This window comes from Streptomyces sp. NPDC002795 (genome assembly GCF_042888725.1).
Classification (GTDB): Bacteria; Actinomycetota; Actinomycetes; order Streptomycetales; family Streptomycetaceae; genus Streptomyces.
The window spans coordinates 250,513-264,886 of record NZ_JBIAQB010000009.1 but is presented as its reverse complement, the minus strand read 5'-3'; the positions used below and the strand labels follow the sequence as shown (position 1 = coordinate 264,886).

12 protein-coding genes are annotated in these 14,374 nt (G+C 70.7%); 6 read left to right on the top strand and 6 right to left on the bottom strand.

All coding sequences use genetic code 11. The features are described from left to right. Positions 1 to 30 precede the first annotated feature (30 nt). A complete protein-coding gene (ybaK, locus tag ACFYWS_RS27420; protein WP_389280796.1) occupies positions 31 to 534 on the top strand; it encodes a Cys-tRNA(Pro) deacylase in 504 nt (167 codons plus the stop codon). A gap of 134 nt (positions 535 to 668) precedes the next feature. Here ybaK and ACFYWS_RS27415 read toward each other — a convergent pair whose 3' ends face one another. The 4 genes from ACFYWS_RS27415 to ACFYWS_RS27400 form a co-directional block, all read right to left on the bottom strand. Continuing rightward, positions 669 to 1,352, bottom strand: a complete 684-nt coding sequence (locus tag ACFYWS_RS27415; protein ID WP_389280794.1) for a DUF2567 domain-containing protein — start codon at positions 1,350 to 1,352, stop codon at positions 669 to 671. 198 nt (positions 1,353 to 1,550) lie between these two features. Next, positions 1,551 to 2,387, bottom strand: coding sequence for an ABC transporter permease (locus ACFYWS_RS27410; protein ID WP_389280793.1), 837 nt, complete (start codon positions 2,385 to 2,387; stop codon positions 1,551 to 1,553). Then, a complete protein-coding gene (locus tag ACFYWS_RS27405) occupies positions 2,384 to 3,409 on the bottom strand; it encodes an ABC transporter ATP-binding protein (RefSeq protein WP_389281055.1) in 1,026 nt (341 codons plus the stop codon). Before ACFYWS_RS27405 ends, ACFYWS_RS27410 begins: the two co-directional genes overlap by 4 nt. Before the next feature lie 87 nt (positions 3,410 to 3,496). Further along, positions 3,497 to 4,747 carry an NYN domain-containing protein gene (locus tag ACFYWS_RS27400; protein WP_389280792.1) on the bottom strand — a complete coding sequence of 417 codons (1,251 nt, stop codon included), beginning with the start codon at positions 4,745 to 4,747 and terminating at the stop codon, positions 3,497 to 3,499. Positions 4,748 to 5,026: 279 nt separating this feature from the next. On the opposite strand from ACFYWS_RS27400, the gene ACFYWS_RS27395 reads away from it, so the two are divergent. After that, positions 5,027 to 5,197: a hypothetical protein gene (locus ACFYWS_RS27395; protein WP_389280790.1), complete on the top strand. Its 171-nt coding sequence runs from the start codon at positions 5,027 to 5,029 to the stop codon at positions 5,195 to 5,197. Between the two features lie 81 nt (positions 5,198 to 5,278). Here ACFYWS_RS27395 and dnaE read toward each other — a convergent pair whose 3' ends face one another. Next, complete coding sequence (gene dnaE, locus ACFYWS_RS27390; protein WP_389280788.1) at positions 5,279 to 8,818, bottom strand: DNA polymerase III subunit alpha; 3,540 nt, start codon at positions 8,816 to 8,818, stop codon at positions 5,279 to 5,281. Between the two features lie 181 nt (positions 8,819 to 8,999). Between dnaE and ACFYWS_RS27385 the strand changes: the two genes are divergently transcribed. The 4 genes from ACFYWS_RS27385 (at position 9,000) to ACFYWS_RS27370 (ending at position 13,752) form a co-directional block, all read left to right on the top strand. Continuing rightward, positions 9,000 to 10,325 (top strand): DUF2252 domain-containing protein, encoded by a 1,326-nt coding sequence (locus ACFYWS_RS27385; protein ID WP_389280787.1) that lies wholly within the window; start codon positions 9,000 to 9,002, stop codon positions 10,323 to 10,325. Between the two features lie 64 nt (positions 10,326 to 10,389). Continuing rightward, complete coding sequence (locus ACFYWS_RS27380; protein WP_389280785.1) at positions 10,390 to 11,070, top strand: hypothetical protein; 681 nt, start codon at positions 10,390 to 10,392, stop codon at positions 11,068 to 11,070. Positions 11,071 to 11,141: 71 nt separating this feature from the next. Next, positions 11,142 to 11,993, top strand: a complete 852-nt coding sequence (locus ACFYWS_RS27375; RefSeq protein WP_389280783.1) for a thioredoxin domain-containing protein — start codon at positions 11,142 to 11,144, stop codon at positions 11,991 to 11,993. A gap of 85 nt (positions 11,994 to 12,078) precedes the next feature. Beyond that, the gene (locus ACFYWS_RS27370; protein ID WP_389280782.1) at positions 12,079 to 13,752 is read left to right on the top strand and encodes an alkaline phosphatase D family protein; all 1,674 of its coding nucleotides are present in this window, start codon (positions 12,079 to 12,081) and stop codon (positions 13,750 to 13,752) included. Here the strand turns inward: ACFYWS_RS27370 and ACFYWS_RS27365 are convergent. Continuing rightward, on the bottom strand, positions 13,749 to 14,318 hold the full coding sequence (locus ACFYWS_RS27365; RefSeq protein WP_389280780.1) for a dienelactone hydrolase family protein: 570 nt from the start codon (positions 14,316 to 14,318) through the stop codon (positions 13,749 to 13,751). The genes ACFYWS_RS27370 and ACFYWS_RS27365 overlap by 4 nt on opposite strands. Between the last annotated feature and the right edge of the window lie 56 nt (positions 14,319 to 14,374).

Genomic DNA, 14,374 nt, shown 5'->3' with positions numbered 1-14,374 from the left:
GTTCACTCGACCTACTGAGGAAGCAGCGCGTTGGCGAAGAAGGCCAAGAAGCAGAACCAGTCCGCAGGCACGCCCGCGACCGTCGCCCTCACCACGGCCGGCACCCCCTTCACGGTGCACGCCTACGAGCACGACCCCGCGCACGCCTCGTACGGCGAGGAGGCCGCGGAGGCGATGGGTGTGTCCCCGGACCGGGTGTTCAAGACGCTCGTCGCAGACGTGGACGGCGCGCTCGTCGTCGGCGTCGTGCCGGTGGCGGGGCGGCTCGACCTGAAGGCGCTCGCGGCGGCGGTCGGCGGCAAGCGCGCGACCATGGCGGACCCGGCGCTCGCGGAGCGTACGACCGGGTACGTACGCGGTGGCATCTCGCCGCTCGGGCAGCGCAAGAAGCTGCGTACGGTCATCGACTCCACCGCCGAGGCGCACGACACGATCTGTGTCTCCGCGGGGCGCCGCGGGCTGGAGATCGAGCTGGCGCCGGGGGACCTCGCGGCGCTCACGGACGCGGTGCTCGCGCCCGTCGGACGTGCGTGACCCCTCGACGTATCCCGCCGCTTCGGCTAAGTACCCAGGACATGTCGAAGAAGACGCGCAAGCGCAAGTGGCGGATCAAAAAGGGCAAGTCCAACCACGGGCGGCGGCCCGCCTGAGAGTCCGCGCGCGACCGGCTATCGGGCCGTGGGCGCGGGCCCGCCGTCACCCTGCGCCCCGTAGGGCGTCGCGAAGTACGGGTCCGGGTCCCGCGGCCCGAAGAGGCCGGTGAGGCCCAGGTGCACGACCAGCGCGGCGAGCGGCCACGCGAGGAGCGCCCCCTTGGCGTTCAGCTCCAGGGGGGCGTCGAACACCACGCCCTTGCCGACCGCCTTGGCGTGCGCGGCGACATTCTGCGCCGGCCCGAGCCAGACGCCGAACCGCCAGGCGAGCACCCCGCCGAGCAGGCTGCCCACGGCCAGCGCCACGACGAGCGGCACACCGCCGCGCCTGCGCCACAGGAAGACGGCGGCACCGGTGACGACGCCGAACGCGAGTCCGAGCAGGGTGAACGTTCCGTCGATGCCGATGGCCTGCTCGCCCTCGGTGTCCTTGAGGTAGACCGCCGAGGCGTCCGAGACCAGCGGGACCCGGGGCGCGAGCCACATCCACAGCGCACCGAGCGCGAGCCCCACCACCGCGACGCCGACCGCCACGACGACGGCCTCACGCAGTTCGGCCCGGAGCCCCGGACCGTCCTCCTGCGGAGCGGCGGGCGCGGGCGGCAGATGTCCGGTCATGGGGTCGGGGGCCTGCCAGGGGTCACTGTGCCCGTTGTTGTGCGGGGGCTGATGGGGTGGCGGTGTCAGCGGTGCGGTCACCCTGCCATCGTGCCAGGCGTCGCTGTGCGGCGCGTCAGGGCCTGTCTGGAATTCCCCCGTGGAGCAAGGAGCGGCGCTGGGTGCGTGCGATCGCAAGGCGCCGGAGCGCCCTAATAGCGGAGCTATTCGGGCGTTTCGGCAACGCAGCGAGCGTGCGTGCCCAGCGCCGCGACGCCGCGGGGGAATTCCAGACAGGCCCTAGCGGACGGCGGCCCGACGGTAGGCCCACGTCGCCACGGCCAGCGAGGCGACGCCGACGGCCGCGCAGACGCCCAGGTCGAGCAGAACCACGCCCCAGTCGGGGTGCTCGGCGAAGGTTCGCGCGAAGGCCTCGACCCCGTACGTCGACGGCAGCAGGTCCCGCGCCCACTGCACGAACTCCGGCATCCGGTCGGCCGGAAGCACGCCGAGCAGCAGCGCCGCGGACATGCCCAACTGGCCGAGCAGCGTGGCCAGTTCGGGCCGGGGTGCGAGCAGCCCGAGCGCGGCGCCGAGGCCGGCGAGAGCGGCGCCCGCCAGCGGGATCACCGCGACGAGCACCCACAGGTGGGCGAGCGGCAGCTGGAACATCGCACAGCCGACGACCGCGGTGACCACGGTCCCCGGCACGGTGAACGAGGCGTACGCGCCCGCGGCACCGAGCACCACGGAGGCGGGCGGCACCGGCAGCGTCGCGTAGTGGTCGAGCCCGCCGGCCGCCCGCAGCTGCCCGAAGTACTGGGCGAGCAGGTTCAGCGCGACGAACGCGACGACGAGCACCGCGGACCCGGCCACCACAGCCTGTGCCTCACGGCCGCCCTGCTCGACGACGCCGCGCATCAGGATCATGATGCCGATGCTCTGGAACGTCGCCACGAACAGCAGCGGGATCCGGGCCACGCGGGCCCGGCTGAGCTGCGCCCGGTAGACGGCGGCGAGCGCGGGCAGGAAGCGGGCGCGGGGCGCGAGCGTCTCGCCGGTGGGGCCCGGCGCGGGCGCGGGACGCGCGGGTGCAAGCTCGGAGGCGACCGCGGGAGCTGTGGGAACGACGCTCATGCCTTCACCAGGCCCTTCACACCGCTGCGGCTCCCGCCGAGCGCCAGGTACACATCCTCCAGGCTCGGCGTCGCGAGCGTGAAGTCGTCCAGGAAGTCGAAGGCCGGTCCGCCGGTGACGGCGGCGACGGCGGAGCGGGCCGCGTCCGGTTCGAGCCGCAGCGACCAGCGCCGCCCCGATTCCACGGCGTGCGCGCGCAGCCGCGCCACCTCGTCGAGCTCCATCGGAGCCTCCTGGCGCCAGACGAGTTCCACGCGCACCTCACCGGCGACGCGTTCCTTGAGGCCCACCGGGGTGTCGCAGGCGATGACGCGGCCCTGGTCGAGCACGGCCACCCGGTCGAGCACGGTCTCGGCCTCGATCACGTTGTGGGTGACGAGCAGCACGGTCGTGCCGCGCTCGGCCCGCCGCCGGTCGACCGCGGCCCACACGGCGCGCCGCGCGACGGGGTCCATCCCGGTGGTCGGCTCGTCGAGCACGAGCAGCGAGCGCTCGCCGACGAGCGCGGACGCGAAACAGGCGAGCCGCCGCTGCCCGCCGGAAAGCTTCTTGATCGGCCGCGAGGCGAGCGGGGTGAGCCCCAGCTCCTCGAGCACGTCGTCGCGGGCGGCCCGCGCCTCCTTGAGCGGGAGCCCCCGCAGCCGCCCGGTGGTCTCGGCGGCCAGCGCGACGGTCAGCTCGTCCAGCGCGGTCGACTCCTGCCCGAGGTAGGCGAGGATCCGGGAGGCCCGCTCGGGGTGCCGCACGATGTCGTGCCCCAGGATCTCGACGCTTCCCGCGTCGGGGCGCATCAGCCCGGTCAGCTGCCGTACGAGGGTGGACTTGCCCGCCCCGTTGGGCCCGAGGAGCCCGAAGATCTCCCCACGCCGGATGTCGAGCCGTACGTCGTCCGTGGCCCGCAGCTCCGGCGTTCCGGGTGCACCACGGCGCCCGCGGGTGGCCGGATACGTCTTGCGGAGCCCGCGCACCGAGCACACCACAGCACCCCCATGACGCTTCGGGGCGACGGCATCGGTGCGCATACTCACGAGGAGGGAGCCTACGGGGTCCGGCGTTCACGATTGCACGCGGGGCGGGACATTTCCCGCGCGCGCCGCCCCACAGCCCGCCTATTCGGCCGCGGCCGCGTGCTCCGCGGTGCGGATGTCGATCTCCCGCCAGAACCCCGCCCGGATCGCGTACCTGTCGTGCTCGTCGATCTGGTCGTCCTTGTGCGCGAGCAGCCCGAACCGCGCCGCGTACCGCAGCAGCTCGCCGTCGATCCGGTGCGGCACCCGCGGGTACATGGTCGCCAGCTTCTGCAGCTGCGTCTGGTCCCCAAGACGCTCCCGCCACCTCCGCGCGAACACCTGCCCGACCTCATACGGGTCCCCGCCGATCGCGGTGATGTCCTCCTCGCGGTCGGCCCAGCGCTGCTCCGCCGTGGTGAGCTGCGCCAGCGTCGGCAGGGACGCCACATCGGCGGGCTCGCCGCCGCCACCGGGCCGCTCGACCCAGCCCTTGTCGGACGACCACCGCAGCGTCGCGTTCGCGGGGTGCTGCGCCGCCTGCACCCCGGGCCCGCGCAGCGCGGCGAGGTCCTTGGGCGTGGGCACGCCCTTGGCGCCGCCGGCCCGGTCCTCCTCCGACGCCGGCGGGGCCGCCGCACCGTTCTCACCGTGCGCGGCCGGCGCGTGCCGCACCGGCGCCGCGCCCCCGGCCTGCTCCGCGGGACGCCCCGCGGAGTGGAGTGCCGACTCGGGCAGCGGCGCGGAGAGGATCGCGGCGATCTCCGGGCGCGGCACGGGCGGCGGCGCGCAGATCCCGCCGAGTTCCTTGGCGCGTACGGCCTTGGTGATCCAGACGCGGTCGAGCACCCGCCGCTCGTCGGCCTCCGCGACCAGGTCCTCGGACTGGTTGTAGTCGCCGTCGGCGGCCTGCACGGCCCACAGGTGGACGGCGACGCCGTGCTCCTTGGCGGCCATCATGCCGGGCAGCAGATCCCCGTCCCCGGTCACGAGAACGATGTCCGAGCATGCGCGATTTCGGGCCAGTTCGGTCAGCTCGGCGTGCATCGCCGCGTCGACGCCCTTCTGCGCCCACCGCCCGTCGGACCGGGTCAGCGCGCCAAGACGGACGGTGACCCGCGGCATCACCCGCAGCCGCCGGTGCTCGGGCTGCGGCACGCGGTCGGGCGCCCCGTCGAACCAGTAGATGCGCAGCAGTTCCCGCCCGGTCTCGGCCTCGGCGCGCTCGCGCAGGCCCTGGATGAGGGCGGCGTGGTCGACATGGATCCGGGAGCGGGAGGGTTCGCCCGCGAGCAGGCTCGCCGCGGCCCCCAGCAGATATCCGGCATCCACCAGAACGATGCAACGATCCACGCGATCCACCCTCTTTCCGCCGACCTGCCAGCAGTCCGGACACGCTCCACGGGACGGCTCCCGCGGCTTCGCTTCGGGTTTCCTTCGAGTCTGCCCGACCGCGCGGGGGTTAACGGCCCGAACTGGATCTTCGGCGTGGCGGAAGGCGTGAACTCGGGGTGGCACCCCCGCGACGGCCGTCCGTTACGAACGGTAATACTCCGAAATGCGTTCTTCATCCGACTGTGTGAATCTGAAGCCGGCCCTGGCCCCTAGATCCCCCGCAGGAGGCAGATCACCATGGCCAAGAACCGTAAGCAGAACCGCCATCAGCAGAAGGCGGCCCAGGCCGCTCAGCCGGAAGAGCAGGCCAAGTCCTCGGCCATGGAGGCCCAGGCCAAGTCCGCGGTGGAGGCCACGCCGAGCGACGTGGCCCGTAAGCACCGCGAGCGCCGCTTCGGTCACAACTGAGGCGCCTCGTAGGGCAGTTGGCACACAGCGAGGGGCGCACCCGGAAGTCCGGGTGCGCCCCTCGCGCGTGTCTCCGCGGCGTCAGCCGGCCAGGCAGGACGGGCCGAGCAGCACCTTCAGGTCGCCGTACAGCGCCGGGTCGGGCTTCACCCGGTGCCGGTCGAGCCGCAGCACCGTGGTCTTGCGCGGGCCCTGGAGCCTGATCCGCACCTCGCTGTCGCCCCGGTGGTTGGTGAGGATCTCGCCGAGCCGGCTGATCATCGGCGGGGTCACCTTCAGGGCCGGGATCGTGAGGGTCACCGGCGCGTTGGTGCCCGCGTGCGACAGGTCGGGGACCTGCATCTCCATGGCGACCAGGCGCGGCACGTCCTCCCGCTTGTCGAGGCGGCCCTTCACGAACACCACGGCGTCCTCGACGAGCTGCGTGGACACCAGCTGGTACGTCGCCGGGAAGAACATGCACTCGATGGAACCGGCGAGGTCCTCGACGGTCGCGATCGCCCAGGCGTTGCCCTGCTTGGTCATCTTGCGCTGGAGGCCCGAGATGATGCCGCCGACCGTGACGACCGCGCCGTCCCCGAAGTCACCGCCGGTGAGCTGGCCGATGCCCGCGTCCGCCTTGTCGGACAGCACGTGCTCCAGGCCGAAGAGCGGGTGGTCGGAGACGTACAGGCCGAGCATCTCGCGCTCCTGGGCGAGGAGATACGTCTTCTCCCACTCGTCGGTGGAGAACTCGACGTCGAGGCCGAAGCCCGGCTCGTCGCTCTCCCCCTCGCCCATGCCGCCGAAGAGGTCGAACTGTCCCTCGGCCTCCTTGCGCTTCACCGCCACGACGTTGTCGATCATCGGCTCGTACTGGGCGGTGAGGCCCTTACGGGTGTGGTTCATGGCGTCGAACGCGCCGGCCTTGATCAGCGATTCCGTCGTCCGCTTGTTGCACGCGGCGGCCTCGATCTTGTCGAGGTAGTCGGGGAAGGAGGAGAACTTCCCCTTCGCCTTGCGGGCCCGGACGATCGACTCCACCACGTTCGACCCGACGTTGCGGACCGCCTCCAGGCCGAAGAGGATCACGTCGTCGCCCTGGGCGGCGAAGTTGTGCACCGACTCGTTCACATCCGGCGGGAGGACCTTGATCTTCATGCGCCGGCACTCGTTGAGGTAGACGGCGGACTTGTCCTTGTCGTCCTTGACCGAGGTGAGCAGCGCCGCCATGTACTCGGCGGGGTAGTTCGCCTTCAGGTACGCGGTCCAGTAGGTGACCAGGCCGTACGCGGAGGAGTGCGCCTTGTTGAACGCGTAGCCCGCGAACGGGACCAGGACGTCCCACAGGGCCTGGATCGCCTGGTCGGAGAAGCCCTTCTTCTTGGCGCCCTCCTGGAAGAGGACGAAGTTCTTCGCCAGTTCCTCGGGCTTCTTCTTGCCCATCACGCGGCGCAGCACGTCGGCCTCGCCGAGCGAGTAGCCCGCGACGATCTGCGCGGCCTTCTGCACCTGCTCCTGGTACACGATCAGGCCGTAGGTCAGGCCCAGCGTCTCCTTCAGGGGCTCTTCGAGCTCCGGGTGGATCGGCGTGATCTCCTGGCGGTTGTTCTTGCGCTCCGCGTAGTTGATGTGCGAGTTCATGCCCATCGGGCCCGGCCGGTACAGGGCCGAGACGGCGGAAATGTCCTCGAAGTTGTCGGGCTGCATCTGGCGCAGCAGGGAGCGCATCGGCCCGCCGTCGAACTGGAACACACCGAGCGTGTCGCCGCGACAGAGCAGTTCGAAGGTCTTCGGGTCGTCCAGCGGGAGATCGAGCATCTCCAGGTCGATGCCCTTGTTGGACCGCACCATCTTGACGGCGTCGTCCATGATCGTCAGGTTGCGAAGCCCCAGGAAGTCCATCTTCAGGAGGCCGAGCGACTCGCACTGCGGGTAGTCCCACTGCGTGATCGTCACGCCGTCGGTGTGCCGGGTCCACAGCGGGGCGTGGTCGACGATCGGCTCGCTGGACATGATGACGCCGGCCGCGTGCACACCCATCTGCCGGACCAGGCCCTCGACGCCCTTGGCGGTGTCGATGACCTTCTTCACGTCCGGCTCGTTCTCGTACATCCCCCGGATCTCGCCGGCCTCGCCGTAGCGCGGGTGCTTGGGGTCGGTGATGCCGGAGAGGTCGATGCCCTTGCCGAGGACGTCGGCGGGCATCGCCTTGGTGAGTCGGTCGCCCATCGCGTACGGGTAGCCGAGCACGCGCGCGGAGTCCTTGATCGCGTTCTTGGCCTTGATCTTGCCGTAGGTGCCGATCATGGCGACCTTGTCGGCGCCGTACTTCTCGGTCACGTACCGGATCACTTCGACGCGCCTGCGCTCGTCGAAGTCGATGTCGACATCGGGCATGGAGACGCGCTCGGGGTTGAGGAACCGCTCGAAGATCAGTCCGTGCGTGATCGGGTCGAGGTCGGTGATGCCCATGGCGTACGCGACGATCGAACCGGCCGCGGAACCACGGCCCGGACCCACCGCGATGCCGTTGTTCTTGGCCCACATGATGAAGTCGGCGACGACCAGGAAGTACCCCGGGAACCCCATCTGGATGATGATGTCCATCTCGTACTCGACCTGCTTCTGGCGGTCCTCGGGGACGCCGCCCGGGTAGCGGCGGTCCATGCCGACCCGGACCTCCTCCTGGAACCAGGTGACCTCCGTGAAGCCGTCCGGGATGTCGAACTTCGGCATGAGGTCGCGCTTCTCGAACATGCCGGTCGTGTCGATCTGCTCGGCCACCAGCAGCGTGTTGCGGCAGCCCTCCTGCCAGGCGTCCGAGGAGTCGATGGCGTACATCTCGTCCGTCGACTTCAGGTAGTAGCCCGTGCCGTTGAACCGGAAGCGGTCCGGGTCGGAGAGGTTCTTGCCGGTCTGGATGCACAGCAGCGCGTCGTGCGCCGTCGCCTCGTTCGCGTACGTGTAGTGCGAGTCGTTCGTCACCAGCGGCGGGATGCCGACCTTCTTGCCGACCCGCAGGAGGTCCTCGCGGACCCGGTGCTCGATGTCGATGCCGTGGTCCATCAGCTCCAGGAAGTACCGGTCCTTGCCGAAGATGTCCTGGTACTCGGCGGCCGCCTTGACCGCCTCGTCGAACTGGCCGAGGCGCAGCCGGGTCTGCAGCTCACCGGAGGGGCAGCCGGTGGACGCGATGATGCCCTCGCTCCACTGGGAGAGCGTCTCCTTGTCCATGCGCGGCCACTTCTGCAGCCAGCCCTCGGCGTACGCGTCCGAGGACAGCTTGAAGAGGTTGTGCAGCCCCGTGCTGTTCGCCGCCCACATCGTCTTGTGGGTGTAACCACCGGAACCGGAGACGTCGTCGCGCTTCTGGTGCGGCTGGCCCCACTGGACCTTCCGCTTGTTGCGCCGGGACTCCGGGGCGACGTAGGCCTCGATGCCGATGATCGGCGTGATGCCCGCCTTCTCCGCGGTGTGGAAGAAGTCGTACGCCCCGTGCAGGTTGCCGTGGTCGGACATCGCGATGTGCGTCATGCCCATGTCGCCGGCGGCCTGGAACATGTCCTTGAGCCGCGCCGCACCGTCCAGCAGCGAGTACTGGGTGTGCACGTGCAGGTGCGTGAAGGGCGGCTTGGACACGGTGGGGGCCTCCAATGGAAAACACCGGGCGACGGTCTGGGGGACAGCTTGGAAGTCTACGACCGGTCACTGACAACCCGCGGGCACTCGGGAGTACGGTCGTGCGTTGGACAGATCAGAACATCTGTCCCACGCGTCAGTACGGCGCACCGGACCATCCCGCACCAGGAGGCACCCAGCGATGTCGGAACCGCAGCCCACCGCTGAGCAGCGCGGCGAGCAGATCCTCTCCGTGTTCGACACCGCGTTCGGCGAGCTCCTCGCCGCGGATCCCGCGGCGTTCCGGGTCAAGTTCCGCAAGATGGCGGCCTCCGCCTTCGCGTTCTACCGGGGCACGGCCTGCCTGTTCTACGGGGACGTGGAGCGCGAGCAGCACGGCGGGCCCTACCTGGACGATCGCACCAGCCGGGTGTGGATCCACGGCGACCTGCACGCGGAGAACTTCGGCACGTACATGGACTCCACGGGCCGGCTGATCTTCAATGTGAACGATTTCGACGAGGCGTACGTGGGCCCCTTCACCTGGGACCTCAAGCGCTTCGCCGCCTCCGTGGCGCTGGTCGGCTACTCCAAGGCGCTGAGCGACGAGCAGATCACGGACCTCGTGCGGACGTACGCTGCGGCCTACCGCGAGCGCATCCACGCGCTGGCGACCGGCGCGAAGAGCGACGAGGTGCCGCCCTTCACGCTGGACACGGCGGACGGCCCGCTCCTGGAGGCGCTGCGCGACGCCCGCTCGCTGACCCGTTTCAGCCTGCTGGAGTCCATGACGGAGATCCGCGAATTCGAGCGCCGCTTCGCGGAGGGCGGCGGCAGCATCGAGCTGGACGCGGCGACGCGTTACAAGGTGCTCGCTGCGTTCGACGGGTACCTGGAGACCCTGCCGGAGGCCTCCCTCTCCCGCCCCGACTCGTACCGGGTGAAGGACGTGGTCGGGCGCCGCGGCATCGGTATCGGCTCCGCGGGCCTCCCGTCGTACAACATCCTGCTTGAGGGCAACAGCGACGCCCTGGAGAACGATGTCGTGATCTACATGAAGCAGGCCCAGACCCCGGCCGTCTCGCGGCACATCACCGACCCGGCGGTCCGCGGCTACTTCCAGCACGAGGGCCACCGCACGGTCATCTCGCAGCGCGCCCTCCAGGCGCACGCCGACCCGTGGCTGGGCTGGACGGAGCTCGACGGGGCGGGGCAGCTGGTCGCCGAGGTCTCGCCGTACGCGGTGGACCTGGACTGGGGCGACATCGACGACCCGGAGGAGATCGCGGCGGTCGTCGCCGACCTCGGCCGGGCCACGGCGACGATGCACGCGGCGGCGGACGACCAGTCCGGCGAGTCGCTGGTGCCGTTCTCCACGGAGCGCGCCATCGACGCGGCGATCGCGGCCGACGAGGAGGGCTTCGCGCCCCTGCTGGTCGACTTCGCGCACACCTACGGGGCACGCGCGCGCCGCGACCACCAGATCTTCGTGGACCTGTTCCGCAACGGCCGGATCCCGGGCCTGTGAAAGGTGCTGTGAAGGAGCCCCCTTTAGGCATCGTTTACAGGAAGCCATGGCACACTCTGCCGCGATGGACGACATATCCGGGACCCAGCTACGAGTGACGCGCGCGGCGCTGTTCACGGCATGCGTCGTGACGCTGTCCGTCGCGTCGCACGTGCTGCTGTCCCGGGCTCCGCTGCCGCTCACGACGATCGCGGCGATCGCCGCGGCCGTCTTCGTGATCGCCTACGCGCTGGCGGGACGTGAGCGCGGCTTCGGCCGGATCGCGGCCCTGCTCGTCCCGCTGGAACTGGCCGCTGACACGGTCTTCACGACCGGCCAGCACGTCTGTTACGGCCGGGCGGGCGGCCCCGTCGCGGGCCCGCTGCGCCAGTTCGGCTTCGACGTGCTGTGTGCCGGGAACGTCGGCACCCCGCTGGCCCGGATGACGGGCGGCGGCACGGAGCGGGCCGCCGCGCTCTTCGCGCACACCGACCCGGCGGCCTCCTGGCTGCTCCTGGGCGCGCACGTCGCCGTCGGCCTGCTCGCGGCCGCCTGGCTGCGCCGCGGTGAGCAGGCCCTGGCCCAACTGCTGCGCGCGGTGGCCGCCTTCGCGTTCCGGCCGCTGCTCATCGCGTTCGCCGCGGTCACCGTCCGGCGCGAGCCGGGTGTGCGTCTGCCGCGCCCCGCCACGCGCGTACCGGCCTCCCGCACCCGGCTGTGGGTGCACTCCGTAGGACGGCGCGGGCCGCCGTGCCCGGCCGCCTGAGCCACCGTCCGGCTCGGGCTCCGGCACGGCAGCCCCCCCCTACGCATGTCACTGACCTACGGAGCACGATCATGAGCAAGCGCAACACCCAGCAGGCGAAGTCCGCGGCCCGTGAGCGGCTGCGCGCCGAACGCGAGCGCCAGGCCAAGCGGGACAAGACGAAGCGGCAGGCGATCGTCGGCGTCTCCATCGTCGCGGTCCTGGCGATAGCCGGCGGCGTCGGCTACGCGGTGATGCAGGCCAACAAGCCCTCCCACTGGGAGACGGCGATGGACGCCAAGTCCTCCGCCGTGAAGGCGCCCAAGAACACCTCCGGCAAGGACGGCACGACCGTCGTCATCGGCAAGGCCGACGCCAAGAAGACCCTGAAGGTCTACGAGGACTCGCGCTGCCCGGTCTGCGCCACGTTCGAGCAGACGGTCGGCCCGGAGCTCCACAAGGACGTAGAGGCCGGCAAGTTCAAGCTCCAGTACGTCGGCGGCACGTTCCTCGACGGCGACGACTCGGCCAAGGGCGACGTCGGCACCAACGGCGAGGGCTCGAAGAACGCGCTGAGCGCGCTCGGCGCGGCCCTCGACGTGAGCCAGGACGCCTTCCTCGACTTCAAGACGGCGCTCTACTCGGCGAAGTTCCACCCCGAGGAGAACGAGGACAAGCTCGCGGACGACGACTACCTGATCAAGATCGCCGACAGCGTGGACTCGCTCAAGGGCAACAAGGCGTTCCAGAAGGCCGTCACGGACGGTACGTACGACGACTGGGCCATGAAGATGTCCAAGTCGTTCGACACGAACAAGGACGAGGTCACCGGCACCCCGAGCCTGGTCGTGGACGGCAAGAAGCTGACCGGTTCGGACGGCCAGAACGCTCCGATGACGGTGGCCGAGTACAAGACCGCGACGGAGAAGGCCCTCAAGGGCTGACGCTGGTCCAAGCACAGACGAAGAACGGGCGAACCTTTCGGGTTCGCCCGTTCTTTGTATCTACCAGTCAGTAGTCTGACCGGCTGTGACCAGTCGATTCCATGAAAACGCCCCGACCCGCCGTACGGTCGTCAAGGCCGCGGCCGCGGGTGCCGCGCTCGCCGCGCCGTTCGCCGCCACGACCCCCGCCCACGCCGCCGGGGCGCCCGCCTTCCTGCACGGCGTCGCGTCCGGCGATCCGCTGCCCGACGGGGTCCTGCTGTGGACGCGCGTGACGCCGAACGCCGACGCGGTGCCCGGCTCGGGCAAGGGCCCCGACGTGCGGGTGAGCTGGGAGATAGCCGAGGACAAGGCGTTCCGTCAGGTCGTCGGCCGGGGAACCGTGACCGCGAGCGCCGCCTCCGACCACACGGTCAAGGCCGATGTAAGGGGCTTGCGCCCGGCGACCGCCTATTACTTCCGCTTCTCCGTGGACGGGGCCGCGGACGTAGACGGGGCCGCGGACGCCACCCGCTCCCCCGTGGGCCGCACCCGCACCACCCCCGCCATCGACGCGTCCCCCGACGGCCTGCGCTTCGGCGTCGTCTCCTGCGCCAACTGGGAGGCCGGCTTCTACTCCTCGTACCGGCACCTGGCCGCCCGCAGCGACCTGGACGCGGTCCTGCACCTCGGCGACTACCTCTACGAGTACAAGACCGGCGAGTACCCGACCGCCGAGTACACCGTCCGCGAGCACCGGCCGGTCCACGAGATCGTCTCGCTCGCCGACTACCGCACCCGGCACGGCCAGACCAAGACCGACGCCGACGTCCAGGCGATGCAGGCCGCGCACCCGCTGATCGCGATCTGGGACGACCACGAATTCGCCAACGACGCCTGGTCGGGCGGCGCGGAGAACCACACGCCGGACACCGAGGGCGGCTGGCAGGCACGCCAACAGGCCGCGAAGCAGGCCTACTTCGAGTGGATGCCGGTCCGCCCCTCCACCGCCGGCACGGTCTTCCGCCGCCTGCGCTTCGGCAAGCTGGCCGACCTCCACCTGCTCGACCTGCGCTCGTTCCGCTCCGAGCAGTCGAGCGTCGGCAACGGAGCGGTGGACTCCCCGGACCGTACGATCACCGGCCGCGCCCAGCTCGACTGGCTGAAGGCCGGTCTCACCGCGTCGGCCGCGCGCTGGAAGCTGGTCGGCACCTCGGTGATGATCTCGCCGGTCGCCTTCGGTTCGCTGCCCGCCCACATCGCGGGCCCGCTGGCCGAGTTGCTCGGCCTTCCGAGGGAAGGCCTGGCGGTCAACGTCGACCAGTGGGACGGCTACACGCACGACCGCGCCGAACTCATCTCCCACCTGCGCGAGCACGCCGTCCGCGACACCGTCTTCCTGACCGGCGACATCCACATGGCGTGGGCCAACGACGTGCCGGTCAAGGCGGCGACGTACCCGCTCTCCCCCTCCGCCGCGACGGAGTTCGTGGTCACGTCCGTGACCTCCGACAACCTGGACGACATCCTGCACGTCGCCCCGGACACGCTCTCCACGGTCGCCGAGGGCGCCGTCAAGGCGGCCAACCGGCACGTGCGCTGGCTGGACATGGACCGCCACGGATACGGCGTCCTGGACGTCACGGCCGAGCGGACGCAGATGGACTTCTACGTGATCTCCGACCGCGCGGACCGGAGCGCGACGTCGGCCTGGCAGCGCTCGTACCGCACCCTCACCGGCACGCAGAAGGTCGAGCGGGCGGACTCCCCGGTGGCCTAAAGGCTCTCGAGGAAGCCGAGCGCCACCCGCCAGGTGGCCTCGGCGGCCTCCTCGTCGTAGTCCGGCAGATCGGGGTCGGTGTAGAGGTGACCTGCCCCGGCGTACCGGTAGACCTCCACATCGGCCCCCGCGCGCCCCATCTGCAGGTACCAGGCGGTCAGCCAGTCGTCCGTCTCGAACGGGTCGGGCTCCGCGACGTGCAGCTGGACCGGGAGCTCGTCCACGGCGACGCCCTCCGCGATGTCGGACGTGCCGTGCAGGAGCAGCAGCCCCTTCGCCTTGTCGTCGCCGAGGGCGAGGGTCTGCGCGGTCGCGGCGCCGAAGGAGAACCCGGCGTAGACGAGACCGCGGTCGGAGTAGGGCGCGGCCGCGAGGACGGCGCGCTTGAGCAGCTCGTCCTTGCCGATCTCGTCCTTGAAGGCCATGCCCTCCTCGACGGTGTCGAAGGTGCGGCCCTCGAAGAGATCAGGGGTCCACACCTCGTGTCCGGCGGCCCGCAGCCGGTCGGCCGCGGCCTCTACGGCGGGCCGCGGACCGAACGCCGAATGGAAAAGCATGATGTTCATGGGCTCCATGGTGCCAGGGCCCCCACAGGTTGGGCGCGCCCGATCCCGGTTACCGT